A 26,330-nucleotide genomic window follows, 5' to 3' on the forward strand; every position below is an offset into this window, starting at 1 on the left:
AAACGTTTTCATGATACCTATACCAATGTCTTGAGGACTACTGGCTCCACATGCTCCTGGCTCTCTTCCAGGTCTTCGGCTCTCAAGTTTTTAAGTAGGGGAGCTAATTCTCGTCGGATTTTGTCAAAGAGGGCTAGGGGACGGAAAACCTTAGCGGGAATGGTTAAATCAATCTCTGCAACGGCTGGGGCATTGAACAAAATGGGCGAAGCAACCAGGACTGTATTATTGGTAGCAAGGCCTTTAACAACGAGGTCGGCTTTGCCTTTCTCTTGCTTGCGAAATTGATCTGCTTTATACGCAATTTGATAACCACCTTGGCGAACCGTTTGTGTTTGACCCAGAATTTGCTAGTTGCGTAAATCCATATCGAAAGCAGACACCAAAACCCCATCAGCCGGATCGCCATCGGCTTGACGGACTTGTCCTTTGACAATGAATGGCGGGGTAGTCAAAGCGTCCACTTCGGCGTTAATGCGTCGAGCGGTTTCTTCATTGACCATGCCGTTTGCTTCCAGCCCATGATCTCGCTGGAATCGTTGAACTGCCAGGAAAGTCATGGAGTCAAACAAGCCATTGACCCCAAGGGTAAAGCCTAGCTGATTCAATTCCGTTTGCAGGCGGTGAACATCATCACCGCTCATGTTGGGTTCAAGATTACGTCCTTCGAGATTCATGGTGAGAGCTCCTTACATCAGAACATCAATTGAAACTTAAACTTGCTTGCAACTGTGACCAACCACCTCATACTTGCTACGGAAACAAGATTATCAATCATGAAGTATTCAAAACGACCAAGGCACAGCTAAGGGTCCAGTATAGGTTCGTGGATTTACTTGTTGTGTGGGAGTTAGCGACGGTTCCTGCTTTTTCTGCTGAGATGCCGATTGCTGCCGCAAAGGGCGCTCTCCAGGCAACTTTTCTGCTTCAATATAATTCCAATGCCAGTATTCTCCTGGTAATTGTACAAATCCAAACTTTCGTGCCTTTTCTCCATCATCCTTTTCCATCCACTTTCGGAGTGATGAACTACCAAAAATTGATTTTTTAAAGTCAAGCGCGAGGGCACGCTGATGTTTGCTGTAGCCTGGAGTAGCATACTTGGGTCTAATTTCCTTAGCCAGATTAGCTGCTCCCTCTTGGGTTAAAGTTCCACCTTTCTTGAGGAAGGCTTTGAGTTTAGAATCAAAGCTTTTATTCCATGCATCGAACTGCTGATCTGCTGTCCTGTAGCTTGACTCTGGTGATGAGAGAAGTTTTTCAAATGAGAAGTTTTCTCCAAGTTCCAAGTTTGCCTGTGCTAACATAGCCTCCCCAGCGGCAAGCACATCAGATTGAACAAAGACACCTTTCTTAACTTCAGAAAGAAACTGAGCATCTACTCCCGAGACAAATCTAATTCCGAGGGCTTCACTTTGCTTCACAGCCTCTCTATAAACTTGCTTTTTGAATTCAAACTCTTGGTCTGATAAAGAACCTTGTGTTATGTCATCAATACGGTATGGGTTGGCTGGACTAAAGTCATCCAAGAGAAGGCGCTTCTCCAATTCAATGCCAGAGATCTTGGGTGGATCTGTTGAAGGAGATACCGTCTCTGGTTCCATCTCACCAAAGTTTTTCGCATTATTTCTTTGTTCCTTGGGTGGCGCAGCAAACGTCCCTTTGTCATCAACGTACTGGATTGGATTCCCATGAACATAGAGATAAAGGTTAAGCCCATCTTGTAACCCAATTGGGTCTGCCAATGTCCATCTACCCAACCATGATGCGTAATATCTTTTTCTGTGATAATACAATCCCGTCTCTTCATCTCGCTCTTTCCCGGTATAACGATACCGTTTCAAACTCACTTCAGCTATAGCGCGCCCAGCCTGATATGCTGTTGTACCATAGGGATGATATTCCTCATAGGAAAGCACTGCTCCATCCGCATCTAATTCTAAACTGACCGAACCTAAATGATTACCAAACTGATATCGAATCATTGGAGCTAATAAGAGAGTTTCACTGATGTTCTCAGGGTCAACGGTTTTCGTTTCTACGAAAGCAATTGGTTGCCGATCATCCATTACATGAAGTGTTTCTCGCTCCAGCTTCACCGTACCAATATCGCCACCATACTCTCGGTAAATTTCAAATCCACTCAGATAAATTCGCTCATTCTTACGAGTTGGGGTTTCTCCTACTGCTGCTTGGCGTTCCGTTACCTTCCGCACCCGTTGACCACTGCCGTCATAAACGTAATAGGTCGTTTCTGGTGTCCCCTCATTGACTACCTGCCGACTGGTCGCTTTTAACCGATCGCGATCGTCCCACTGCATCAACGGCAAATGAGGCATTGTTGTCATATTGCCGTGGGTATCGTAGGTGTAGGCGGCTGAAAACTCACCATCCCCATCACCAGGTCGGCTGGTTGCCAACAAGCGATTGCTGTCCTCTGCATATTGGTAACGGCGTGTCCAGTTGCCATTAGTTGCGGCGTGAATCATTGCCAGGATATTCCCCACGCCGTCGTATTCGTAGCGTTCCGTGTAGTTCCGCATCGCCTGACCGTCATTGGCATGAGGTAGCGGCATCACTGGGACATCCTGATGATCTGGCTGCGTATCCGCCAGTTGTCCAGCGTGTTCGCGTCCCTCCGCCCGCATGAGACGATAGAGAGCATCGTACTCATATCGCGTGCTGGGTGACACCACAGCATTATTGAAGAAAATTGTCTGTTGGGCATCATCCCGAATCTCGGTAATATTTCCCACCGGATCGTAGGTGTATTGCAAATCCTGTAGACGGGCATTATCTGATATGCGAGTGGTTAGCAACCGCACCAGTCGAAAGGTTTTTGGGTCATAGGTATAGGCTGTTCGTACCCCATTGCCATACTCAATTAAAGTCCGCTGACCCTTCGCGTCATAGTCAATGTTCTGCACAAAGACCGTTTCTGTTGCTGCACCCCGCAACCGCACGTACATTTGCTCCAGTAGATTCGCTTCGTTGTACACTGGGCGTGTCACGCTCTGGTCTGAAGTGGTTAACAAAGTGGGACGGTTCAGGGCATCGTATTCTGTATTGGTAGTAAACACCTGCGATTCCAGACTCTTGGTAGGGGAACCCTCTGACCAGTCAATTACGGGCGCTTTGTAGTCGGTAACCACTTGGCGCGTGACTTCCAGCAAGTTACCTTTGAAGTCAAACCGCTGATTCGTTATTAGCCCACTGGAGTCATAATGCTGGTAAACCTGTCCCCGTAGGTTACGATTCAGATCGTCCGGTTCCCCTTCCCCATAAATAAACCGTTCAATCACCTGGGGAGAGCCATCCTCAACTTGCAACTGCTGTTCTACGGGACGACGCAAGGCATCATAAACTGTGTGAAAACGACGACGTTCCAGCACGGGAGAACCCTCTTCCATCACCCGTTCGTTCTCATCCCAGGCATAGAACGGTTGTCCCGTCGCATCCATCAGCACCCAGCGATCGCCCGCATCCATGCTGTGCTGAAAAAGTAGATTTCCAGCAATGTCATAGCAGGGAACAAAGTCCGTTTCTGCACCAGGGAGGTTGATATACTCCATCACTCGATTCCCCCGCGCATCCTGAATCCACAGGGGTTTGCCTTCTATGTCGAGTTTGGTGTAGGTCAGATATTTGGCTTCAGTGATGACATCATTTTGCCGCCACTTATTGTGAGCGATCGCCACCACCTCCCGACCCAAACTATCGAGATGAGTCACCGCTGGAGTATTGGCATGAATTTCAGCAAGACCAGCAGCCCGTTTTTCCTCAGGCGTACCACTGGAATAGCGAGTATGCCAGCTATTGTTCGGTTCCAGCACGGTATCATTCCCATCGTAGGTTGCCATGAACCAGGGGGAAAACTCGACCCGACTGTAAGTGCCATCTGGCATCTCTGTGCGAACCTGCCGTCCGGCTGCATCATAGTAAAGAATCGCTGTGACTCCCACTTCCTGGGGTTCCTCAAACCGATGATCCGGTTCTCCAAGTTCGTTCTGGCTGAAATAGGGTTCGTACTGTTTAACAGGCTTACTTTTGTTGTTCAGAATTGTCTTGCCACTGGCAATCCAGCGTAATGAGCCGTCCTCAGTCTCCGGTTCTGCCTGGATTTTATTCACCAACACAGTCCCCATACCGTCTGAATATTCAAACGTAACCTGAAGCGGACTATCCTCGTCTCTATGCCGTTCGCGCATAATGCTACAGGCACAGGCAGGATGCTCACCCCAAGTCGTTGTGTCATCAGCATTCTGTTGTTCACCGAAGTAATACACATATCTGGCTGTCGCACTCTCTAGCCAGATTCGGGCTTGGCTCTCGTCGTAGGCATTCTCTACGAAAAAAGCATTCAGTTCTGTCGGGGCGGGATTCGCCAACGTATCATTAAATGAACTTAGGCTGTCTCCTTCCTCTCCTTTACCCATGACTGCCATTGCCGTTGGCAAGCCCAGCACATCAAAATAAACCCGTGAAAGATTGCCGTTGATGTCCCGCATTTCGGTTGGAGCCAGCACCCGAAAGTCAAACTGAGTAACTTGGGTTGTATTGCCAATGGGGTCAGTGCTTGACTCAATGTAGATATCTCGTGAGTCGTAGACCAGTGTTGTAGTTTGCCCAAAGGGATTGGTGTAGCGTTCTGGCAGATAGAAACGATCCGCAGCATCAGATGCAAAGCCAGCAATGCCAGAACGAATCCAATACTGACCACTGGTGTCCATATCCGGAAAGCGTTCTGCTAGGGTTGCTCCACTTAGATAGCCACTTAAGTCAGCGTTGTCCAGATTGCCACGTACTTCCGGTGTCAGGTGTTCCGGTTTGAAGACAGCATTCAGTAATTCATTCGTTAGTGCCAGCTTGTAAGTTTCGTAGGCCATGCCCAGGTGGTTCAGTTCTCCCCAGGATAAAGATGTTTGTAGGTCATCGCTGAAATAAAGCATCCGTACCAGCTCCACTAACCGCTTCTGGGGAGTCGTGCGATCGGGGACAATATGGTAAGGAATTTCTGGAATAGTATTGGCGATATCGCTTTGCCGCAGCTCTTCTAGGGTATAGTAAAAACCCTCAGCGGGTGCAATGCCCGTTAGTTCATAGGTTTTAACCTCGCAGGGTAGGCGTAGGCGGTAGTGGTCATCTGCAATTGCATCGTTAGTAAAGTGATTTTCCGTGTAGACCAGATGGCGCTCCTGCTGTACCTGGGCAATCAAACTTTCTGCTCCCTCTGGCAGTGTTTCATCCTCCTGCTGTGTGATGCGAGGATAGACTACAGCTACCGATTCCAGCACATTACCGTACTCATCGATTCGTAAATTCAGCGTGTGAGCAATACGCGGATCGGGTTGTAGAGAAGCTGGTTGTAAATCCAGTTCGTAGTGATAGGTAATTGCCTCGCTTTCAGTTACTAGAAAGACTGCATGGCGATTGATACCGCGAGGTTGGAGACGCTGAATGTGGCAGTTGTGAAAAGCAGTTGAAAATAGCTTGACTTTTCGTTCTTCACCTTGCTTCAGAGCATCTACCTCTAGTTCATACACCTCCTGCCGCAACATTATTCCCTTGCAAGCCCGCAATGCTTCCCGCCACTCCTCCGCACTGAGTCCTTCGCTGATGAGGTCGGGTTCCAACAGGATGTTCTCTTGAAAGTCCCCCAAGACATTTGTCTCATCGGGATTGAGTGCCTCAAACCAGCCGGGGAAATATTCGTCGGCAAACTGCGAAAGGATGCGATCGCGATCTAAAAACGCCCCTGTATGAAACCAGGTAATGGTCTTAACTGGAGGTTGGTACAGCGTCTGGTCATCGCTGACGTAGGGACTTGCAGTATTTCCAGCCGTAAAAGTCCCAAAATCTTCGATATCAGTTTGTTCGACCCGCCCAAATCCTCGGAATTCTCGTTCTACACCGTCAAAATACCCGTGGTGGTAGCTGTAGGTAGAAGTAAAACGGGTCTGTCGCCATTTATCGAAAACCGTGACCTTTTCTACCACATGAACCGGAAAGGGCAACTTGGTAATCCAAGGTTTACCCGCTAACTTATCTTGCAAATAAAATTTAGTAGAAGGCGCATACTGCACAACGGTCTCTGCACCTAAGTTGTTCACCGTTTTGAGCAACAAATGTGGCTTTTGCCCACCCATTAAATCGATGTAGCGCATGACACGACGACCATTACTGGGCAGGGGAGAAGACCACACCAAGCAAGCAGTTCCATTCCCCAATAGGTCGATTATCGTCACTGAAGCCACATTATCAATCGCTGGGAAATGTCTCAATGTGCGCTTCGCTGCCCAACCGTTGCCTGACTGATTGAAATAAACCTGAACGCCTTCGCCACTCAAGTACAAAATATCTGTTGTCCCAGAGCCATCAATATCTGCCAACACAATTCGGCGTTGATTAAAGATATCCGGTGCATCGAACCAAGGGGCATTATCCATCGTCACCTTCGCCCCAAACCGTCCATAGCCTAGATTAGGCCAGTAACAGACTTCTCCATTACGAATCCGTACAATATCCGTCAGTCCATCCCCCGACATATCCGCCAAGTGAATTGACTGGGTACTGTCGGCAAACACAACACGAGGCCCTTGTTCTTCATCCCAAGGTTGATGTACTCGTTTTGCCGCTCCAAACCCATCTTCAGCTAGAGATGGATACCAAACAAAACAATCATCTTCTGTAATCAGAATATCGCTGTGTCCATCACCATCTAAGTCAATAAACTTTAAGTTCGGGTTATCCCAATCCAGGTTGGGCAAAGACTTAAAGGCAATAAATGATTCCCAATTTTCGTCGTAAGTACGTTCATAAAAACCAGGAGTTGGACTACGTAAAGCTACCACATCAAGTTGACCATCACCAGCTAGGTCAAGAAACTGTGCGCCATTACTTAGAGCGATCGCAGGTTTGCTGGCAACCAATTCAACCGGAGCAAAACGCGCCTCTATATGTTCAGAACCATCAGTTTTAACAGTGTTAATCGGGCTGAGATTACGCTTGTAAAACCACCCATTCCCCTGTTCCGTCAAAATTCCTGACAACCCTTCTCCATCTAGATCCACCCACTGATACCGAGTTCCATCCAAACCTTGGGGTAAATTTTCTAAACTGGCAGGCTCAACTTCACGTACTGTCTCGTCAACATTAGCTTCACTGTAACTAAATTCCAGAGGGGGCAAAGATTTCTGTATATAGCCGCTTTCAGAATTTCGCTTGTAGCCCGTCTGCTTTACTGAAAGTAATAATGAATATATAGGATTGGGGACATTAGTAGGGTTTTGTTCGTAAGAATAGGTAAAGTCTAGCGATCGCACCAAACAATCTCGCCCAACATTTGCCTCATCTTGAAAGTGATGAAACATTAACACCCGTTGGCAGAGGCGATAAGTGCGAATTTCAAAACCAGCCCTATAAGAGGAGAATGAGTCATTACGAACCGACCACACTCCGGGGTCATTCGGTTTAGGATCAGTTGGATGATGGTCTCCATAATCAAACACCACTTCAAACAGCCAATCTGTCTCCGCGAGGTCAGGCTGCATCAATCGAGAAACCAGATTCCCGTATTTAATTCGCTTCAGGTAGCGGTTAGCTGAACGGCTTTCTGAGGTACGGTTGCGCTCGTGAGCTTGAGCTATATCCACACCCTCAGAATTCTCTGCGTTGTATTTGTAGAGGATGACATTGCCTTTATCGTCGTAACTCTCGCAGATTAGCCAACTAAAAACATGCGTTGGTTCATTAGGGTCAAAAATGCGGCTTTCGGCAGTTCTGCCATAAATTATCGTAATGTTGTCTTTAGAGATGGAACGCCAATGAGTCTCTCCCTCCAGGTTTGTCCAGCGTTCAATTCGGGCGAACAATCCTTCAATCCGAGGACGGTACTTGCGAATGCGGTATCCATCTCGTAAAGTTTCATCAAGTGTGCCATCTAATTCAAGTACAGGCACTAAATCTTCTGCACCAGAAAGAATAAAAATATCCGATTCTTCATCATCCCAGTATCGGGGTAAACCTTTGTCTGTCTTACGTGTAATTTCAGATAGTGACAAATTCCAGCCTAATCCGAACACCCCATTGCCTGCTCCCGAATCATAAGAGAGAGAAAGCTGTGGAGTAAAACCAGAACGACCTGGAGTAGTACTAATAGGCACACTCACTGAGCCAGTTCCAGTCACGGGATTAGCCGCAAACTTCTCCCCCATACCTTTGATCGCACCTCCCCCCTTTGGTAGCGATATCGCAGGTGGTAAGGAAAAATAGCTTTTATCTGTTTGGTCTACTTGATTATTACTATTCTTGTTTGAGTCTTCAAGCATACGTGTATTAATTTGTGATTACTGAAACTAACTATGTTCAATCAATGAATAATTAATAACAATGAGTTTTTTTATTAAAATTGTAAATCTTTTCAGTTCAAAAGAAGAAAGTCAGTGAGAGGAAAGTAGTTCCTCTAAATTTAATTTCTATAAGTTGTTCAAAATCTAATTTGTGTATTTTAGTAGCAGGTGAACAGGGATCTAGAGATTAATAAAGGGGTATTGACTTCCGTCTAAATCAAAAATATGCAAGTAAATTGTGAAATAACTATATCTAGCTTTTATTTATAAACCGTTCTTTTTAATCAGAGCTATGTAGATAGATGTAAACAAATTATTTTGCATCTCTATAAAACTAGACAGATTATCTTTTGTATATTATGCAAATATTTACAAAACTAAATAATTAAATTTGCGATTAAATTATTTATTAAGATAAATATCGAAATATTTTGCCAAATACTACGAATTGTAAATTTAATTAAAAATACTCGTAAAACATGATTTTGCATCATTTACGTCTCAAACTTAACTTGATTTTTCTAGTAAAAATATTGCCAGAGGAAATGGGCAAGTTTATGCTAATCATTGGCAACATCAATGATGTTTCCAATATTCTAAGTAGTTTTTCTTAATCCTTAAAGTGGATATTAGCAGTATCAGTAGATTTATAATAGTAGTAAAAATTAAGTAAATCTAAATTTTTTAACTAAATATTTGCTGTGTCTTTATTTAGCCTTGATCCTAGCGTTTACAAACAACTCTTTATCTTCTATAAAAAAGAAATATAGTTTACAGTTCTTATTATTTTTATTTTTAATATTTTCCTCTGTAAGCATTTTAATTGTCAAAATCCCCACACCAATAATGGTCTTTTACCAAAACCCGATATTTATATCTTCAAATATCCAAAAGTTCTTAAAAGCTTATGCAAGGTTCTAGTGTTGTTCACACGGCTCCACCAGTCGCAAAACTAAAGGCTTAAGATAGTTCTTCTGAGTTGAATGGCACACTTATAAACCTTTAAGGTATACTCCATAAGCGCTACAGCTTATCTTGGCTATTATTGAAGAGTGGAAAGTAAGTAGTTTAATTAATGTTGGGAAGTAAACTTACATCACCCTAAACTCCGCAAGCGTCCCTGTAGCCTTACAGCAGCATCAGCACATTCGTCAGTACTGCAATCTGTCTCTGTCGTGCTAATAGTTGCTCACTAACCCAGCCATACCCGCATCTGGTGAATTCTTTAGTGCAATCCTGTGCGGGCGTTAGTCATCCTTGCAATGAATATTTTTTCTCTATGAAATTCAAAAGTTCTTCCTCAAACTCAGTTAAATATGGTCGCTTCGCTTCCCTTAGATGCTTCAGCACGGCACGGGCAGCTTCTTCTAAATTCTCGCTTTCCCGTAGCTTACTGATGCGATCACTCTTAGAGAAATGCCAATTATCTACATCTTCTGAAATTCTATTGAGTTTTGTTCATTTCTAGCCAGTTGTAGAGTGGGAACTGAACTCTGTTGAGCGCTGTATAAATCATGTAGAGGGGTTCTACAGCACTCAACTAAACAACTGGCATAGCTGGATGTCAAGAAGCAGGAAGTTTTATCTTTTCCCTCGTACAACTTCTTCACTGTCCCGTTGTGTTGCTAACTCCATTGAAACTGCAACCCAAAGCCATTGGATGCCAATTTGCCAAAATTGTTTAGGGTGTTATCTCTCTGCCATATTCAGACTCCAAAACACTCAACAATTTCTCTTCCACCGCAGTAAGATAGGGTCGATTCACCTTCCCCAACAACTGCAACAGACTTTTGACTGTTTCCTCCAGTGAATCGGAATACACTCGATTAATGCGATCGCTAATTTCCCGAACCTGCTGACATTCCGCAGGCAGGTAGTTGTAAGATTTCAGGTGTTGTAAAGCAATGGTGTACACACCATCCCAGAGTTTTACAGTGCAGATGAATTCGCCCACATGGTTAACGATACCCCAACAGCCACCTTTGCCTCTCAGTTCGGGATTGTCCTTAGCAAGAATTTGGCACACTTCACCTAACTGGTAGGTGTTTGGTACTTTGGTTCTCTCCATTATTTTTTGCACAACGTCTTTCACGATCCTACCAGTGGGCACTTTCCCGCCAGCAAGTTCTACTGCTCTTAGCCATACTTCTTGCTGTTCTTGGGGTTCCAGTTTGGTCATGGGCCGAACTTGTCCTTCGCTGGTAGGTAAGATTTGTAGCTGATCGGAGTGGACTGTAGCAGGATCATCTTCAATTTCATTTTGTGTCCAATTTGGACACATTTTGATCAAATTATCTACAACTCCAGCAGCTTCAATTAATCTGTAAGGATGACGACGCTCAAACCCAAACCTGTCCTTGCAATACTCTTCAAAGGTTGAATGCGTCGAACGGTACAGCCGGCGATCGCGCAATTCTGCCAGTGCCTTACCCGCCTCAAAAAACGCTCTTTCCACACGCCGCTCTAGGTGAAGGCGATCGCGCTGTTCTTCCTCTGTCAACTCTGGAACTTCGACAGAGGTAACAGTTATGTCTGCTGAAACCGGATCTTCCTCGTTTGACATATTGATTAACGCCGTTTCCACTCTATGAAGCAAATCGACATTAAGTTGCAACTCAGTTGAGCTAATCTTGCTTAATACATATTCCGTAACTATCAGCAGTTATGGCTAATCCATACTGGGAAACGGATTTACCGAGCGCCAAATGCAAGGAATGGTAGCTTGAAGTTCATTGCAACGTAATAAATACTTAAGATGACAGAAGCGATCATCCCTTCAAGAGAAGCAAAAAAGTAACACTTAAAAGGTTTATTTCATTCGAGAGCATTAGCTGATTCCTTTACTGCCGTCATCAGTTCATCAAAACTGCACTCGTACAGTTTCATGAGTTCGCTGAACTGATCAATTCGTAGTTTTGGAATAGTTTTTCCATACTCCCAGTTACGAACGGTAGATTCTGCTATGCCTACACGGCTAGCAACATCTACTGTTCTTAGTCCTTTTCTTTCTCTTAGCTGCTTCATATTCATTACCTAAGTTTACCAAGAGTGTATTATATCTCATTAACTTATCTAGTTAGTAAACTCAGTTAAAATATTTCGTTGTGCTATTGACAAGCGCTAACGGGTTAGCAGATAATGACAATATTAGAGAAGCGCCCTGGACTCGCAATCTCAAGCGCTTCTCTTGCCCTAAATTTAAAGGCTCATCAATCATGACATACCAAATCTACAGCCAACAACAGCTGCACTTGAAATCGATTGCCCGTCTCAAGGAAATCTACAGCGAAATCGGCTGCACAGTCGAAGTAAGCGATAAACGTTGTAAGGATGCCTGGATTTCCGCCATTGTTAACTATCAGGCAAGCAAGGTTCAGAAACTCACCCCTGCTACCTCCGACAACCAAGCCCTCGCCCAAGCCGAACTCGACAACTACATCGCTGACCAAGCCCAAGTTGTAGCTCCCGAACCCCTCAGAATAGTCGAAATCTCGTTTGACCATCACGAATATTACGCTGATGACAAACTGGTAGCCAGCATCAGCAATGACGACAACCACTTAACGCAACGCTGGGTAGTAATGGTCAACGATAAAGAAGTATTCCGTGCCAACACTCTAATGCGTTGCGATCGCTTCATCTGCACTCACTATAAAGACGGCTCATTACCTGTGCAGGAACAACTTGCAACACCCCCCACGACCGAAAACCAAATCATGGCGCATATCTTCAACGAGTGCCAGAATTATGGGTTTGAAATTCTCGATGATGGGATTTATACCCACGATACTGAAGACGGCAAACTACGCAAATTGGGTCAAGTCGGATGCACTAACGGTAACTGGTGGGTAATCCAGGATTCTTCAGGTCAACAGCAGTATTCTAACTCAGTCTATGATGCAGTGCGATCGCTGTCGATGGCAGATACTTCATTTGCAACTGAACCCATTCCTGAATACTTGCAGCATCGCCCATTGCAACAGCTGACTACTGACGAATTACAGCAGTTGCTAAATGCAGAAGTGGCTAACTGTGAGCAGTTGTTAGACCGCCCTGTTGACGAACTGACCTCCCAGGACTGGGAATGGTTACGGGAATATGAGCCGTACTTGGAACTGGTAGCAGCGTAATTCCAATTCCCAATTCGCAATTCGCAGTTTAATTGCGACTTGCGAATTGGAAATTGCGAATTGATATTGCCCTTTCCCCCTTCCCCTAATCATTCACTCATTACAAATATGCAACCCACAATATCCATTCCCCAACACTGGGGCTACCCTCGCTTTCCCTTAGAACAGCGTACACAACAGGGCATCATTTTGGGACTTTATTACTATCCCTCTGGTACAGAGTTAGCTGAACAATTTGATGATGGTTGGCGCTATGTACTGATGCCTAACAAGAATTCTGATGAAATATCGTACTTGAAAGAGGATCAAATCCAACCGCTCACGCCAGAAGAATTATTCCAGCAAATTACCGCAGAGATTGACTTTTATCAACAGCAGATAAGCATTCTCAACCGACAGTTAACCGTATTAACTAAGGGTGCAAACAATGGCTAATTCTACAAACAGTTTTGACCGTAGAGCCAATCATTTGCTGCGTTTACTTCAACTTTGTGGTGGTTGTGTTCCTCTACACTCTCTCCAATGCAAAGTTTCAAATTCAGTAATTCAAACACTACTAGATAGAGAACTGGTGCAAGTACAGAACACGGGACGCGGCTTTTTGTTGGAGATTGCCAAGGATTTTTAAGTTATTAATTCCAGAGGAAAAAATCATGAAACTTTACGCGAAAACCATTTCAGCTACTCTGCCAGATTGGGCAAGCGTCGTTACAAAGAGCGCAGATTTATTTGAGGTTGAAATTAACGATGAACACCCGAATTTCCAATCTCTGCTTGAAGAGTTAGAAACCGAGATTGAGCCAGGAACATTCGGTGTGAAAGCTGAGGATTTATGTTCAAGGCTCGGTATTGAAATGTTTAATCCGCATCTCTGCCAATTACTTGAGCAAGCCCAAAATCTGATATCCCAGATTGCTACACACCCAGATTACAAACAACTCTTGTCAGCAGGGTATCAGCCAGATTTAAACATTGCCGATGCTCAAACTGCTTTGACTTATCTGCAATGGGAGTTAGAGCGGAATCAATAACTTTCTATTTAGAAAAAAAGCGATTGCTTGAATATCAGCTTTTCTTCAAGCAATCGTAAAGCACTGAAAGTTTACGTTACAAACCACCAATTATCACACATCCCAACAAAATATGGTTACTGAAATCAAACTAGGTTTATGCAACCCTCCCGAACCCATCTATTTATTTGTCAATCAGGGGGAAGTAGACGGTGAATCATTCGTTTGGTACAAGTTTAATATCAGCCAGGATAAGAAAATCCCTGTGACCCAAAGAGCATTAACTGGGTACTTATCAGAACTGCGATTGACCACCAAAGAATTCAAAGGCAAGGACAATCTCAAACTCGATATTGTTGTCAGTGCCGATGAACTTTATGTAGTGAGAACTGGCATTGAAACCAATTTTGCTAAAAGCTTCCTTTTAGCTGCCTCATTAGTCCAACATTTCTCCAAACCACTGATTATCGTTGCTACTGCTGGCGACGAGAACACGGTTTTTTGTAATCTTTACGATGCTGCAAGCAAAACCAAGATTTACAGAGAATGGAGTAGAGATTTGGATTGGGCAACTATCATTCGTGACATTCAATCCCGCTTAGGTGGCACATCCTCAACTATTCTATCCTCAACTATTCCATCCTCAACTATTCCATCCACACCAAAACTTAGCGTAGTACCTCAACCAGTACATCCTCAAGATTTGCGAGTTAAAAATATTCGCACTTTGCTTGATTATCCGCTTGATTTAGTCAAAGAGTGGTTGCAATTTCAGGATGTTGACCGCCCAAGTCTACTTGATATTAACCAGATTAATGAACTAATCAAAACCATGTGTTTAGCTTGGGCAGCAGGCAAGTCTGACCATCCCAATCATGCTGAGTCTTCATATCAAAATCAGGTTGTTGATGCTGTTGGCTTAGGTGCTGATGAATTAACGGCAATCAATGGATGGATGCAACAGTTGCAAACTGCAAAAGCTGGAGCAGTGTAAATCACAAATCAGGATTCAGAATATTTTTACTTCTGAATCCTCAATTAATCAAATAGGAATTACCCATGAGAATTATCGTCACAGTAGTCGAAAAAATCGTCAGTGAAGCGCACATCGATATCCCTGATGGGCTGAATCAATCTGCTATCAAGCAGCACATCGTAGACCGCTACAACAGTGGGGAAATGTCCACAGATATGAACATCTTTCAAGTTGACTTTGAATCTATTACTGCTCGGATTGTACAAAGACAGGCAGACACCAATTCTATCTCTTCAGAGAAGGAGGTAATCAGATGAGTATCAAATGGACTGATGAAGAACTCGCAATTATTGAGGCGAAAGCTGAAGTCTATACAGTCAAGCAAATAGCTTCAATCCTAAAAAGACGAGGATATCAACGCACACCTGTTGCAATTTACCTGAAGTTAAATAACTTAGGTTATTCAGCCCGTCCCACTCTTGATAACTACTCTTGCAAAGAAATTGCTCAAGTTCTTCAATTGAATTTCTCAACTGTCACAAGGTGGGTAAAAAGAGGATGGCTCAAAGCCACAAGACGCTCTGCTAGACATTACCAAATTCGGAAATGGGATTTAAAACAGTTTTTTGACAATCCCCCACAATCCATTAAAAAACGTATTGCTGCTCTTGATGTTGAAGCGATTAATTACCTATTAGGGAGACAAGCATGATTGACCACATTAACGCACTTCAAACAAGCTGGTATCTCTCTCCACCTTGGCGTGGAACAATTCCACCTATTGCAGTTAATTTACTGGAGAGAGTTTTTCTCCGCACAACAAGAACATTTGGTTACTGCTGCGGTATGCAATGGAAGCACGAATGTTGGATTTATTCAATTGATTGCGGAAAAGAAATCCGCCACGCCACACAAAACCAAATCATCGGGACTGGAGAATTAGAAGCCATCAACGTGCAAAAACCTGCTTTCGTTTTGGGCGAAAGAGTAATCCTCTGTTCTCACGACAAGGGAACAAAACAACGGCTGATTTTGGGGATTGCGCTGGTGCATAATTCTTGGTTTTACCTCGTTGAATTGATGTCACCAACGTTAATTAAGACACCAACTATATCGAATCGCTTCTCCCTGCTTGGTGAAAAAAGTTTGGTGCGGGTAAATGTTTAAAGTCTTGAAATTTACTTAGGAGTCGAACAAGATGAGTTTACCTTTAAATCAAAATGTTTTAGTCGAGTCTCCATCATTAAGAACTTCTGCACTTTCTAACCTAGATGATTCTCGCGCCCAAGAAGTTCTCAGCAAAGCAAAGGCAATAGTGTTCGCTGTATGGAACGGGGAGGGATGGGCCACAGTTGAGCAGTTAGCCCAGTATTTTCAATCTTCTATACCAGCTATTAAGCATATCTACGAAAGAAACAGTAAGGAGTTTCAGGCTAAGGAAACCAAAAAACTAACTGGTAAAGACTTGTCTGATGCTCGCTCCAAGTTGGAGCTAGCATCCCGAACAGCCCAAGCCAGAGTCTTTTCACCTTCTGGAACACTCCGCATCGCAATGTTGCTCACTGAATCGGAAGTAGCTGCTCAAGTGCGAACAATCATCTTAGAGCTAGTTGCAGCAGTGCCTAGCATTACACCCAAAGTTGATACTCCCACTGCCCCTACCCCTGCCTTGCCACCGGTTGAGCAGCGCCTACAAACTTTGGTCGAAGCGATGAAGACTTTAGCAGAACTTACAGGTGGCAGACTCAACCCGTACATGGAGCAGCATTTTCAAGACTTCGCCGCTAATCTCTTAGCCCAACACAATCAACAAGCCCTTTCTGGTAGCAAAGAAAAATGGATGGGCGTTGTGAACTTTGCAGAGAGCGAACTGGGAAAGAAAGTCCCATTAAGCGGTTCGCATTATCGCGGTCATCTCGGTACTTGGGTTCGCACATTTTACCCACAACTAGGAGAGCGCCAGGAAATGCGCCTGGTCAATGGCACTCAGCAGCCAGTTTTCGTTTATGCCTGCCACGACCCAATTGTTGCAAATGGATTGACCAAAGCAATTGAGGAGTTTTTCGCTCATCCAAACCCAACTGCTGCACTCAGGCAGGCAGGGGCTTTTGCTACCAAGAAGCCACAGGTATTGGTCAAAAAATAAAAGCGAACGCACTCCTTAGTCTAGGGCGGTCGCTTGGTTGCAATTGCATCTGTGATCAGTGCTGGGTTCATCGTATCAGTTTTCGCTTCATCACCCGAACTCAAAAACAAGCTTTTAGATTTTCATCAAAAATAAGGACAAACTCTCATGCAACAACTCACACTTTTCTCTGAATCAATTCCCGTTCTTCCAGTCACTTATTATCCCGATTTCTTAAGTCTTGAACAGGCCAATGAACTCTACCAACACTGTCTACAACTAGAGTGGCAACAAAATCAAATCAGGATCGCGGGTAAAACAATGTCCGTCCCCCGCCTGGAATGCATTTATGGTGACAAAGGCTGTGATTACCTCTACTCGAACAGCGTATTTTTGAAACCCCTGACTTGGACAGACAGTCTGGCTAAGTTACGAGACAGAATCACTGTGCTAACTGGTTATAAGTTCCGCATTGTCATTGGAAATCAATACCGCAGTGGCCAGGATTCAATCGGGTGGCATTCCGACAATGAGCAATCAATGGGTATAAATCCAGCCATCGCATCAGTCAGCCTGGGGTCATGTCGCAAATTCCAAATCAAACCGAGAAATGGCAAAGCTAATGACTTCTGGCTGGAACACGGCAGCTTGCTTGTAATGCACCCTGGCTGCCAGTCTACTCATCTGCACCAAGTCCCCAAAACCAACAAAGTAGTTAGCACCCGTATCAATCTGACCTTCCGACCACACACAGGAGGCGGGAAATAACGCTGTAGCTGGCTATTGAGGATTTCATAGCCAGCACAAGCTCTTCACTTCAATTTTAATCGGCGGCATGGGTGCAATGCCGCTTCATTTCCATGCGTCAAAAAACAGAGGTAATATGCGTATAATCGAATCTGATTCTCACTTCAAACATTTACAAGAATGGCGAGGCAGCGGAGTTGACGAAGAAATCATTGCTCTGAATGTGCGTTCGCTGTCTGGGACTTTACCCTACGAATATCTCCTCTACAGTCCCAAAATCTCCCGCCGCAATGATGGACGACTGCGCGATCGCGATTTAAAGAAGTACCAGCACATTGAACTAGGCGGCTGGTGGTGCAATGGCGTTGATCCCCTCAACAACTACGTCAGTATGATGTGGGGCTGCTTCAAACCCGACCATCCCAGACGTGACCGCCAAAAGATCCACAAATTCATCAAGTATGAACACCCATTCAGAGAAGGTGCGATTCGTTGATTAGTGAATCACGGTAATCAGTCCGTAAATAACTAATCCAGTCTGACAGCAGATTACTGTCATTAAAAGGCTGAACTCTCGGTTAGATGTAGGTGAAAGCCCTACCATTCAGACTCAGAATTGACTCCTTACCTGCCCACACCGAACAAGCTCGTTTCTTGTAGAGTGAAGCTGGGAACAGGGCGCAATCAGACAGCCGTTGCGGGTTGACACTGGCGCTAACAGGGAGTTCCCATGATGAAACAGAGCCTAGAAAAGCAACTCAGTATGAAGCAGGGCGCAACAGCCATAACCCCTGACCTCACTGGAGACAATTCCCGCCGAATCCTTCTTCTTAATATCGGTAAGAGTCTAGGGAATCCAGTAGTTGAATTGGCTACATCTAACGGAACAATCAATCCAACCGAGGGAACGAATAAAAACGATTTGTGAGTCTTGGGGCAGTCGAACCCCAGGTAGGTAAGACGGGATACGGAACTCTCACAAGTCGGGTAGGACGCAACGTAATTGTTGCGAGGTGTTCAGAATACACAAACCAGAGAAGAGAAAATGATTAGACACAGTAGACATACTAGTGAATCTTGGAAAGCTTTACAGTGGAAGAAATTCCGCCGAAATCTTTTCCGCCTTCAAAAGCGCGTGTATAAAGCGGTTCTTGTTGGAGACAAGCGGAAAGCTAGGTTACTCCAAAAGCTTATTCTTAAATCCACCTCGGCTCGATTTCTTGCAATTAGACTTGTATCTCAGCTAAATGCTGGTAAGAAGACGGCTGGTATTGATGGTAAGAAATCCCTCTCATTTGAAGAACGCTTCAACCTTGAAGAACTACTGAAAATGAACAGTGGAAACTGGAGGCATCAAGGACTACGGGAAATCCCCATCCCTAAGAAGGACGGGACTACCAGAATGCTAAAAATACCAACCATCGCGGATAGAGCCTGGCAATGCCTCGCAAAATATGCACTAGAACCAGCGCACGAAGCCACTTTCCACGCTAGGAGTTATGGGTTTAGAACAGGGCGCTCTGCCCACGATGCACAACAGTACATCTTCGTAAATCTCCGCTCCAACAGCAAAGGAATAGAAAAACGAGTAATCGAACTCGATATTGAAAAGTGCTTCGACAGGATTAACCACTCAGCAATTATGGACGAACTCATTGCCCCTAAAAGCTTAAAACTCGGTATCTTCCGATGCCTCAAGGCAGGAGTTAACCTAGAATTCCCCGAACAAGGAACGCCCCAAGGGGGAGTAGTTAGCCCACTATTAGCCAACATTGCACTTAACGGGATTGAGAGTATACACAGATACCACTACGACTATAAAAAAGGTAGCAAGGTACACGACAAAACACCAAATAAGTCAATCGTCGAGCCATCAGCCCGATACGCTGATGACATGGTTATCATACTCCGACCCGAAGATGATGCAACAGAGATACTTGAAAGAATCAGCGAGTTCCTCCGCAAACGCGGAATGAATGTAAGCCAAAAGAAAACCAAAGTTACCGCCGCGACAGATGGGTTTGATTTCCTCGGCTGGCACTTCAAAGTCCAGAAAAACGGAAAGTTCAGAAGTACTCCCTCAGTGGATAACTTTAAAGCCTTCCGTAAGAAAGTAAAACACATCGTCAACAACTCGAATTATGGTGCTACCACAAAGGCTGAGAAATTAGCCCCAGTAGTTAGAGGTTGGAGAAACTACCATAAGTTCTGCAAGATGGACGGGTCTAAAAACTCGTTATACTACATCCAAAAAAGAGCTTATACGGTGTTTAACAAGGAAACCAAACAAAACCGCTACTCTAGTAAGAAATTACTAGACAAAGCATTCCCAAAGGTTTCGTACTCCGAAAACAAACACGTCATGGTCACAGGAACAAAATCCCCCTACGACGGTGATACATCCTACTGGAGCGAACGTAAAAGTAAGCTCTACGATGGTGAAACCTCTAAAGCTCTTAAGAAGCAAAACCATAGATGTGCTTCCTGCGGCTTAAAGTTCATCGATGAAGAACGGGTTCACTTGCATCACATCGACGGAAATCATGCCAACTGGAAGAAAAATAATCTTGAAGCAATTCACGAGAGTTGCCACGATTACAAACACATGAGCAAAAGCGCAAGCTAAGAACATCGGGAGCCGTGTACACGGAAACGGGTACGCACGGATCTAACTGAGAGGTGCGGGAGATAATACTCCCCATCGACTCAACCAGACACGCGCTTTCTTCCTCTTAGTACCGAATCGCATCTGGGTGAAAGTCTCCAATCGTAGCGGCATCCCCATCACCGAAGAAGACTTGCAGCATCCTGGCGGTTTCTGGCACTGGGTTTGGCAACATAATGTACCAGTCACAATTGTAGAAGGTGTCAAAAAAGCGGGGGCGTTACTGACTGCGGGTTATGCAGCGATCGCAATTCCTGGTGTTAACGCTGGATACCGCACACCCCATGATGAGTACGGTACTGCTATTGGTAAGCCAAACCTCATCCCCGACTTGAAACATTTCGCAACACAGGGCAGACAGGTCAACATTTGCTTTGACCAGGACAACAAACCTGAGACAGTTCAACGGGTAAGAACCGCTATCAGTCGTATGGGACGACTGCTGGTAAATGAGGGTTGTTCGCTGCGAGTGATTGATTTACCATTCGGGGCAGAGAAAGGGGTTGATGATTTTATCGTTGCCAAAGGGCAGTCGGCATTTGATGCGCTCTACAACACAGCAGTTGCATTGGAGTTGTGGGAAATAAAGCTGTTCACTCTGTTGACCTATCCTCCAGCGATCGCACTTAACCAACGATTCTTGGGCCAGCTTCTCGTCCCCGAAGGTGAAAAACTGATTGTTCTCAAAGCTCCCAAAGGCACTGGTAAAACCGAATGGCTGTCTACTGAGGTGGCGAAGGCGCATGACCTTGGACGTAGGGTGTTAATTATCACCCATCGCATCCAATTAGGTGAGGCATTATGCGATCGCTTTGGAGTGAATTATGTCACAGAAGTTCGCACGAATGAAACAGGCACATTATTAGGATACGGGGTGTGCGTTGATTCGCTGCATCAAGAAAGTCAGGCGCGATTCAACCCTAACGACTGGGCGAATGATGTGATTATTATTGATGAATGTGACCAAGTATTCTGGCATTTGCTCAACTCTGGTACTGAAGTGCAAAAGCGTCGGGTGTCCGTTCTCAAAAACCTTAAACAACTGGTACAGAATGTTTTGGGCAGCAGTCAGGGAAAGATTTACCTATCAAGCGCTGATGTTTCCGACACAGATGTAAAGTATGTTTTATCACTCGCTGGGGAATATCGAGTTAATCCCTTTGTCATCGTCAACAATTATCGGCACGTAGCCGGAAACTGTTACAACTACTCTGGCAACAACCCGAAGAATTTGATTGCGGCACTGGACAAAGCCATTGCCAAAGGGGGGCATCATTTACTCTGCTGTTCTGCTCAAAAGGCAAAATCCAAATGGGGAACCCAGGCGCTTGAAGAACGGTTTCGTCGCAAGTTCCCTCACCTGCGGATTCTGCGGATTGACAGCGAATCTGTTGCAGATCCCTCTCATGCAGCTTTCGGTTGTATCGCTCATCTGAACGAGATTCTCACCCAGTATGATTTGGTTATCGCCTCTCCAAGTCTTGAAACTGGAGTCAGCATCGACATTCGAGGACATTTTGATGGTGTTTGGGGAATATTTCAGGGAGTGCAGCCGGTTAATTCCGTGCGGCAGATGTTGGCAAGGGTTAGGGAAACAGTTGACCGTCATATCTGGGTGAGAGAGTGGGGGATTGTCAACGTGGGTAATGGCTCTACATCCATAGGGGGATTGCTCAGAAGTCAACACGTCGCAACACAAGCGAACATTGCGCTGTTGTCGGCGGCGGATAATGACGATTACAGCTTTGTTGACCAGAATTTTCAGCCCGAATCTTTGCAGACTTGGGGTAAGCGTGGTTCCGTGATTAACGTCGAGATGCGGCGCTATCGAGAATCTGTGCTTGCGGGTTTGGTCGAAGATGGGTACACCGTTATTGATGCTGACGATGCCGACGATGATGAGACTGGCGCAGTAATCGAGTCGGTTAAAGCCGCCTCTGTTGAATTGTATGCTGTGGAGTGTAAAGCGATCGCAGATTCTCCAACCATCTCTGATGTCGAACTCAAGAAGCTGCAAGACACAAGGGCGAAAACCAAAACTGAACGACACCAGCAGCGTAAAGCCGAATTGTCTCGCCGCTACGAAATTGACGTGACCCCTGATTTGGTTGAGAAGGATGACGACGGCTGGTATCCTCAACTGAGAATGCACTATTACTTGACGCTGGGGCGAGAATTTCTGACCAACCGTGATGCGAAACGGGCTAAGGCGCAAGCTGAAGCCGGGAATAATGCTATCTGGAAGCCGGATTTTAACAAGGGGCAAATGTTGCCGGCTGTACTGTTGTTAGAAGAACTGAATCTGTTGCAGTTGCTCACGCCTGGGGAGCAGTTGCGGGGGTCTGACGAGGCGATGCTGGAGTTTAAAGCGCTGGCTGTAAAGCATCGGCACGTTATCAAAAATTACCTTCACGTGACTATCTCAGAAAAACTGACTTCCATAGCGATCGCACAGAAACTACTTGCCAAGATTGATTTGAAACTGGATTACGTTGGTCGGTTGGGTAAGCGTGAAAATCGGGAGTGCGTTTATCGGTTTGTTGCCCCTGATGATCAGCGTGATTCAATTTTTGGGCAGTGGTTAAATCGAGATGAAGTGTTTCTTAGTGAGTCGGTGTCAGTCAGTAATAAAATAAGTACAACTACACCAGTAACTGACACAACATCACTATCCATATCGCACAATACTGAAGTGGTGTCAGGCACTAATAATATAGTCTTTGCAACACCACTCAGTGACACAGCACTAAATACCCCAGAAAATATTGCGATTCTTGGATGGAAAGGGCTGATGGTGAAAATGCAGCTTGGGCTAAATAGCGCTGGCTCGTTCTACAGTGAGTTAATCTCCAAGGTTGGCTCGGCTGTCGGCGTTGCTGATGGGGAGCCTTACTGGAATGGCTATCTGGGGCAGTGGCAGGTTTGGGTTAAGTTTGCAGACGAGTGTAGGTCTGTGGTGTGCGATTGGCTGGTGGCGGTGTAGAGCAATCACTACAGGAAACTTGATGTGTAGATTTTAGTGCAGGTATTGATTAATATAAGCGCATTAGCTAACAATCCAGTTAATACATAGTTAGGTTTACTCAAAGTATGTTCACGAAATTTGCGCTGCGGGTACTTTCGCTTACCGTAATGTTTTTTGGATGCTTTGTAATATTTGAGTATCCAGTGTAGGGGAATCGATGATAATTATCCATTTGAAATTGTTTATATTAGAGACTGAGATAACTGTGTTAATTGGGAATTCTTTGACTCCAATGACAAAAACAATAATTCATGCAGGATTTGCTCACTAGTAAAGTGCCAAACAAAAATCTTAAACAGTTTGATTTTAAAGATTATTTAAAACAATTATTAAAAATAAATTCATGCCCACGTCTATTTATCACATTACCCATATTGATAATTTACCCTCCATTCTCAAATCAGGAGGATTGATAGCAAACAGTAGGCTTAGACAGAGACAAACAAATTATCTCGATATTGCTCATGAAAATATTCAAGATAGACGAGCTAGAACTGAAGTTCCCTGTGGAGCAGGTGGATATTTACATGATTACGTACCTTTTTATTTTGCTCCACGCTCTCCCATGCTTTATGCCATTCATAAGCAAAATGTGGATGGATACAGTGGAGGACAAAAGCCAATCATTCATTTGGTTTCTCAAATAGAAGCAATAGAAAACTCAGAAATAGCTTTCGCATTTACAGATGGACATGGCATTATGGATTATACTGATTTTTATGATGATCTTTATGCTTTAAGTCATGTAATCGATTGGGAGTTAATGGAGTCAAAATACTGGTTTGATACTCCAGATGATCCTAACCGTAAATGTAAGCGACAAGCTGAGTTTTTAGTACATGAATTTTGCCATTGGAACCTAATTAAAGAAATTGGTGTAATCAACTTGACAATACAAACACAAGTTAGAGAAATATTACAGAAATTTAATATTCAGACCCCAATTAACGTTTACTCTAATTGGTACTACTAATTTTATTTCCTTAAATTGTACAATTCTATTACTGTTAAGACAGTTAAGAGAGATGATTGAAATTAAGCAAGGCAACCTATTAGAAGAAAACGCCGAAGCCCTAGTTAATACCGTTAATTGTGTCGGTATAATGGGCAAAGGTATCGCCTTGCAATTTAAGCAAGCCTATCCTGAAAACTTCCGCCAATACGAAAAAGCCTGTCGTGCCAAGGAAGTACAACCAGGACAAATGTTTACTGTAGCTACAGGAAGTCTATTTAATCCCCGGTATATCATTAATTTCCCTACCAAGCGCCACTGGAAAGGAAAATCAAAAATCGAAGACATCAAAAGTGGACTGGTGGCTTTAGTCACCCAAGTAAAGGAACTAGGCATCACCTCAATTGCCATTCCTCCATTAGGATGCGGTAACGGTGGTTTAGATTGGACACAAGTGAAACCCTTGATAGAATCAGCCTTTGCCCAACTCCCAGAAGTGCAGGTAATTATTTTTGAACCGACAGGCGCACCAACTGCTGAAAAAATGCCTGTTGCGACTAAAATACCCAACATGACCCGTGGACGTGCCATCATCATCCACCTCTTAGAACTGTACGGTATTCCGGGTTATGAATTGACCAAGCTAGAAATTCAAAAACTAGGCTATCTCTTGCAAGAAGCGGGGGAAACTTTGAAGCTTAATTATGTAAAAGATAGATATGGCCCCTACGCTCATAACCTGAATCATGTTTTAAAACATATTGAAGGACACTACATTCGGGGCTACGGTGATGGAACTAGCAAATCTGACAGTGCTGAAATTTATGTATTACCAGCAGGTAGAGAAGCAGCACAAGTATTTTTAGCCACTACACCAGATGCCCAGGCGCGGTTAGAGCAAGTTAGCAAGCTCATATATGGTTTTGAAACACCCTATGGTATGGAATTGCTGGCCACAGTCCATTGGGTTGCAACCAAGGAAGCCAGCCCTGCCCAAGATAGCGAACAGGCTATATCCTTAGTGCATGAGTGGAATGAGAGAAAACGTACTCTTTTTAAGCCTCAACATATTCGCAAGGCTTGGCAACGTTTGGATCAGCAAAATTGGTTAAATGTTAAAGTTTCTGATTCGCATTAACCGTGAGACAGGGAAACGTGGGACCCAAAAGGATTGGAAATTAGATGCTAGCTGTCAGATTGAAGCACAGCGCAATTGGTCAATAGACTGTAAACCTGCACCTTGGACTGGACAGTGTTGGCTCTTTCTACAGTTGACTTCGCAATGTTTATTTTAGCCCAAGATTGAACCTGAACCAACTTCCCACTGATGTTTGAGCAATTCTTGATAAGTCGTTTCCCTTATCATCATCTGCTTATAGAACATCTGCAAAAATTCTTGAGCTTGTTCACGGGACATCTGCTGCACTTGATCAGAAAAAGTTCTCAGGCTAAATTCTTGTTCTAAAGATAATTCAATGGGTTGGTTCATAGCTTTTGAATTTGCTTATGTAAGCAAACATTGCTTTATATAAATAAATGTTACGATAGCTTTACAAAAGATGAAGGGGTGTAAACCGTACTGGCGTAGGTTAGAAATGCCGTATCTGCTGCTGGAAACCTTGATATCACTCCATTGTGCCAACCCAAGTAAAAACTTAAGTTCTAAAGTTTCTTACTAAGAGGTTTTTAAAAGCATTTTTAGCCTCTGCTTGCGGCTGGCGATCGCTCTTAGAGCCTGTCAAGAAACAACTTTTACAATTTATTATCTAGAAAGCTTACTGAGAAAGCATTTCTAGCTCAAAAGAGGCAAGGTTCTTACATGACAAGCTCTTAAGGCGGGCGAAACAGCGCCATCGCTCTTGGAGAAGATGGGCACTTACCCCGACAAATTTGCTCAACTGGTTACAGATGCGCCGCATTGGACTGAATGGATGGCTTGATTTACACCCAAGCTTGGTATTAGACCAATAAACTATTGCTTGCTACTTATGAAACTGCCACTTCAAGATGTTGAATGCAGTTTCATAAGTAGCAAGTGCTTGTTGATAAGTTGCGAATGCTTCTGTATACTGCTTGTTGGTTAAGTATAGTTCGGCTAATCTTTCAATCATCATTCCGTGATAACTAATATCAATTGCATCACTGTGCTATCGAGAAAAGGCACTATCTTAAAGCCTTAATAGCCTTTGTATAATGCTGTTGAGATAATTGTAGCTCGGACAGCTTTTCGAGAGCGAAACCCTTGCGCTTAAGAGTTTTGAGGTCATTAGGAGCAAACTTGAGTCCAGTATCATAGATAGCGATCGCCCCATACCAGATATGGATGATCGCCCCTATTTTCATGAGGCCCTT

General features: G+C 44.2%; 24 protein-coding genes. 16 read left to right on the forward strand and 8 right to left on the reverse strand.

What is annotated here, in order from left to right; all coding sequences use genetic code 11:
- Positions 1 to 17: 17 nt before the first annotated feature.
- From H6G92_RS27860 to H6G92_RS27880, 5 genes are all read right to left on the reverse strand, one after another.
- On the reverse strand, positions 18 to 200 hold the full coding sequence (locus H6G92_RS27860) for a hypothetical protein (protein WP_190898642.1): 183 nt from the start codon (positions 198 to 200) through the stop codon (positions 18 to 20).
- A gap of 150 nt (positions 201 to 350) precedes the next feature.
- Entirely contained in the window at positions 351 to 677 is a 327-nt protein-coding gene (locus tag H6G92_RS27865; RefSeq protein ID WP_190898644.1) for a peptidoglycan-binding domain-containing protein, read from the reverse strand.
- Between the two features lie 108 nt (positions 678 to 785).
- Complete coding sequence (locus H6G92_RS27870; RefSeq protein ID WP_190898646.1) at positions 786 to 8,327, reverse strand: SpvB/TcaC N-terminal domain-containing protein; 7,542 nt, start codon at positions 8,325 to 8,327, stop codon at positions 786 to 788.
- Positions 8,328 to 10,029: 1,702 nt separating this feature from the next.
- A complete protein-coding gene (locus H6G92_RS27875) occupies positions 10,030 to 10,911 on the reverse strand; it encodes a hypothetical protein (RefSeq protein ID WP_242059336.1) in 882 nt (293 codons plus the stop codon).
- 251 nt (positions 10,912 to 11,162) lie between these two features.
- Positions 11,163 to 11,372 (reverse strand): helix-turn-helix transcriptional regulator, encoded by a 210-nt coding sequence (locus H6G92_RS27880; protein WP_306422112.1) that lies wholly within the window; start codon positions 11,370 to 11,372, stop codon positions 11,163 to 11,165.
- A gap of 191 nt (positions 11,373 to 11,563) precedes the next feature.
- Between H6G92_RS27880 and H6G92_RS27885 the strand changes: the two genes are divergently transcribed.
- From H6G92_RS27885 to darG, 16 genes are all read left to right on the forward strand, one after another.
- Positions 11,564 to 12,478, forward strand: a complete 915-nt coding sequence (locus H6G92_RS27885) for a hypothetical protein (protein ID WP_190898687.1) — start codon at positions 11,564 to 11,566, stop codon at positions 12,476 to 12,478.
- 108 nt (positions 12,479 to 12,586) lie between these two features.
- Entirely contained in the window at positions 12,587 to 12,913 is a 327-nt protein-coding gene (locus H6G92_RS27890; protein ID WP_190898648.1) for a hypothetical protein, read from the forward strand.
- Positions 12,906 to 13,106 (forward strand): hypothetical protein, encoded by a 201-nt coding sequence (locus tag H6G92_RS27895; protein ID WP_190898650.1) that lies wholly within the window; start codon positions 12,906 to 12,908, stop codon positions 13,104 to 13,106. Before H6G92_RS27890 ends, H6G92_RS27895 begins: the two co-directional genes overlap by 8 nt.
- A 25-nt stretch (positions 13,107 to 13,131) precedes the next feature.
- On the forward strand, positions 13,132 to 13,509 hold the full coding sequence (locus H6G92_RS27900) for a hypothetical protein (RefSeq protein ID WP_190898693.1): 378 nt from the start codon (positions 13,132 to 13,134) through the stop codon (positions 13,507 to 13,509).
- Positions 13,510 to 13,621: 112 nt separating this feature from the next.
- Positions 13,622 to 14,482 (forward strand): hypothetical protein, encoded by an 861-nt coding sequence (locus H6G92_RS27905; RefSeq protein WP_190898652.1) that lies wholly within the window; start codon positions 13,622 to 13,624, stop codon positions 14,480 to 14,482.
- 65 nt (positions 14,483 to 14,547) lie between these two features.
- Positions 14,548 to 14,781 (forward strand): hypothetical protein, encoded by a 234-nt coding sequence (locus tag H6G92_RS27910; protein WP_190898654.1) that lies wholly within the window; start codon positions 14,548 to 14,550, stop codon positions 14,779 to 14,781.
- A complete protein-coding gene (locus tag H6G92_RS27915) occupies positions 14,778 to 15,176 on the forward strand; it encodes a helix-turn-helix domain-containing protein (RefSeq protein ID WP_242059337.1) in 399 nt (132 codons plus the stop codon). The genes H6G92_RS27910 and H6G92_RS27915 overlap by 4 nt, the downstream gene beginning before the upstream one ends.
- Positions 15,173 to 15,631 carry a DUF1392 domain-containing protein gene (locus H6G92_RS27920; protein WP_190898656.1) on the forward strand — a complete coding sequence of 153 codons (459 nt, stop codon included), beginning with the start codon at positions 15,173 to 15,175 and terminating at the stop codon, positions 15,629 to 15,631. Before H6G92_RS27915 ends, H6G92_RS27920 begins: the two co-directional genes overlap by 4 nt.
- 31 nt (positions 15,632 to 15,662) lie before the next feature.
- On the forward strand, positions 15,663 to 16,610 hold the full coding sequence (locus H6G92_RS27925; protein ID WP_190898659.1) for a hypothetical protein: 948 nt from the start codon (positions 15,663 to 15,665) through the stop codon (positions 16,608 to 16,610).
- 147 nt (positions 16,611 to 16,757) lie between these two features.
- Positions 16,758 to 17,357, forward strand: coding sequence for an alpha-ketoglutarate-dependent dioxygenase AlkB family protein (locus tag H6G92_RS27930; RefSeq protein WP_190898661.1), 600 nt, complete (start codon positions 16,758 to 16,760; stop codon positions 17,355 to 17,357).
- 115 nt (positions 17,358 to 17,472) lie between these two features.
- On the forward strand, positions 17,473 to 17,832 hold the full coding sequence (locus tag H6G92_RS27935) for a hypothetical protein (protein WP_390625476.1): 360 nt from the start codon (positions 17,473 to 17,475) through the stop codon (positions 17,830 to 17,832).
- 234 nt (positions 17,833 to 18,066) lie between these two features.
- A complete protein-coding gene (locus H6G92_RS27940; protein WP_190884851.1) occupies positions 18,067 to 18,264 on the forward strand; it encodes a hypothetical protein in 198 nt (65 codons plus the stop codon).
- 117 nt (positions 18,265 to 18,381) lie between these two features.
- On the forward strand, positions 18,382 to 19,962 hold the full coding sequence (locus H6G92_RS27945) for a group II intron reverse transcriptase/maturase (protein ID WP_190898663.1): 1,581 nt from the start codon (positions 18,382 to 18,384) through the stop codon (positions 19,960 to 19,962).
- A 127-nt stretch (positions 19,963 to 20,089) separates the two neighbouring features.
- On the forward strand, positions 20,090 to 22,984 hold the full coding sequence (locus tag H6G92_RS27950; protein ID WP_313890001.1) for a plasmid replication protein, CyRepA1 family: 2,895 nt from the start codon (positions 20,090 to 20,092) through the stop codon (positions 22,982 to 22,984).
- 385 nt (positions 22,985 to 23,369) lie between these two features.
- Positions 23,370 to 23,999: a type II toxin-antitoxin system toxin DNA ADP-ribosyl transferase DarT gene (gene darT / locus H6G92_RS27955; protein ID WP_190898665.1), complete on the forward strand. Its 630-nt coding sequence runs from the start codon at positions 23,370 to 23,372 to the stop codon at positions 23,997 to 23,999.
- Between the two features lie 52 nt (positions 24,000 to 24,051).
- The gene (gene darG, locus H6G92_RS27960) at positions 24,052 to 25,116 is read left to right on the forward strand and encodes a type II toxin-antitoxin system antitoxin DNA ADP-ribosyl glycohydrolase DarG (RefSeq protein ID WP_190898667.1); all 1,065 of its coding nucleotides are present in this window, start codon (positions 24,052 to 24,054) and stop codon (positions 25,114 to 25,116) included.
- Between the two features lie 153 nt (positions 25,117 to 25,269).
- Here the strand turns inward: darG and H6G92_RS27965 are convergent, their stop codons facing one another.
- From H6G92_RS27965 to H6G92_RS27970, 3 genes are all read right to left on the reverse strand, one after another.
- Positions 25,270 to 25,467: an NblA/ycf18 family protein gene (locus H6G92_RS27965; protein WP_190898669.1), complete on the reverse strand. Its 198-nt coding sequence runs from the start codon at positions 25,465 to 25,467 to the stop codon at positions 25,270 to 25,272.
- Between the two features lie 493 nt (positions 25,468 to 25,960).
- Positions 25,961 to 26,092: a hypothetical protein gene (locus tag H6G92_RS40490; protein WP_277926784.1), complete on the reverse strand. Its 132-nt coding sequence runs from the start codon at positions 26,090 to 26,092 to the stop codon at positions 25,961 to 25,963.
- Between the two features lie 49 nt (positions 26,093 to 26,141).
- Entirely contained in the window at positions 26,142 to 26,321 is a 180-nt protein-coding gene (locus tag H6G92_RS27970) for a hypothetical protein (protein WP_190898672.1), read from the reverse strand.
- Positions 26,322 to 26,330: the final 9 nt, after the last annotated feature.

The organism is Nostoc foliaceum FACHB-393, from assembly GCF_014698505.1.
In the GTDB taxonomy this organism is placed as follows: domain Bacteria; phylum Cyanobacteriota; class Cyanobacteriia; order Cyanobacteriales; family Nostocaceae; genus Nostoc; species Nostoc foliaceum_A.

What these genes read in the sequence shown, in the direction of transcription:
- H6G92_RS27865 (WP_190898644.1), bottom strand. Translation starts at nt 677, where the DNA reads ATGAATCTCGAAGGACGTAATCTTGAACCCAACATGAGCGGTGATGAT.
- H6G92_RS27870 (WP_190898646.1), bottom strand. Translation starts at nt 8,327, where the DNA reads ATGCTTGAAGACTCAAACAAGAATAGTAATAATCAAGTAGACCAAACA.
- H6G92_RS27875 (WP_242059336.1), bottom strand. Translation starts at nt 10,911, where the DNA reads ATGTCAAACGAGGAAGATCCGGTTTCAGCAGACATAACTGTTACCTCT.
- H6G92_RS27880 (WP_306422112.1), bottom strand. Translation starts at nt 11,372, where the DNA reads ATGAAGCAGCTAAGAGAAAGAAAAGGACTAAGAACAGTAGATGTTGCT.
- H6G92_RS27885 (WP_190898687.1), top strand. Translation starts at nt 11,564, where the DNA reads ATGACATACCAAATCTACAGCCAACAACAGCTGCACTTGAAATCGATT.
- H6G92_RS27890 (WP_190898648.1), top strand. Translation starts at nt 12,587, where the DNA reads ATGCAACCCACAATATCCATTCCCCAACACTGGGGCTACCCTCGCTTT.
- H6G92_RS27895 (WP_190898650.1), top strand. Translation starts at nt 12,906, where the DNA reads ATGGCTAATTCTACAAACAGTTTTGACCGTAGAGCCAATCATTTGCTG.
- H6G92_RS27900 (WP_190898693.1), top strand. Translation starts at nt 13,132, where the DNA reads ATGAAACTTTACGCGAAAACCATTTCAGCTACTCTGCCAGATTGGGCA.
- H6G92_RS27905 (WP_190898652.1), top strand. Translation starts at nt 13,622, where the DNA reads ATGGTTACTGAAATCAAACTAGGTTTATGCAACCCTCCCGAACCCATC.
- H6G92_RS27910 (WP_190898654.1), top strand. Translation starts at nt 14,548, where the DNA reads ATGAGAATTATCGTCACAGTAGTCGAAAAAATCGTCAGTGAAGCGCAC.
- H6G92_RS27915 (WP_242059337.1), top strand. Translation starts at nt 14,778, where the DNA reads ATGAGTATCAAATGGACTGATGAAGAACTCGCAATTATTGAGGCGAAA.
- H6G92_RS27920 (WP_190898656.1), top strand. Translation starts at nt 15,173, where the DNA reads ATGATTGACCACATTAACGCACTTCAAACAAGCTGGTATCTCTCTCCA.
- H6G92_RS27925 (WP_190898659.1), top strand. Translation starts at nt 15,663, where the DNA reads ATGAGTTTACCTTTAAATCAAAATGTTTTAGTCGAGTCTCCATCATTA.
- H6G92_RS27930 (WP_190898661.1), top strand. Translation starts at nt 16,758, where the DNA reads ATGCAACAACTCACACTTTTCTCTGAATCAATTCCCGTTCTTCCAGTC.
- H6G92_RS27935 (WP_390625476.1), top strand. Translation starts at nt 17,473, where the DNA reads ATGCGTATAATCGAATCTGATTCTCACTTCAAACATTTACAAGAATGG.
- H6G92_RS27940 (WP_190884851.1), top strand. Translation starts at nt 18,067, where the DNA reads ATGATGAAACAGAGCCTAGAAAAGCAACTCAGTATGAAGCAGGGCGCA.
- H6G92_RS27945 (WP_190898663.1), top strand. Translation starts at nt 18,382, where the DNA reads ATGATTAGACACAGTAGACATACTAGTGAATCTTGGAAAGCTTTACAG.
- darT (WP_190898665.1), top strand. Translation starts at nt 23,370, where the DNA reads ATGCCCACGTCTATTTATCACATTACCCATATTGATAATTTACCCTCC.
- darG (WP_190898667.1), top strand. Translation starts at nt 24,052, where the DNA reads ATGATTGAAATTAAGCAAGGCAACCTATTAGAAGAAAACGCCGAAGCC.
- H6G92_RS27965 (WP_190898669.1), bottom strand. Translation starts at nt 25,467, where the DNA reads ATGAACCAACCCATTGAATTATCTTTAGAACAAGAATTTAGCCTGAGA.
- H6G92_RS40490 (WP_277926784.1), bottom strand. Translation starts at nt 26,092, where the DNA reads ATGATGATTGAAAGATTAGCCGAACTATACTTAACCAACAAGCAGTAT.
- H6G92_RS27970 (WP_190898672.1), bottom strand. Translation starts at nt 26,321, where the DNA reads ATGAAAATAGGGGCGATCATCCATATCTGGTATGGGGCGATCGCTATC.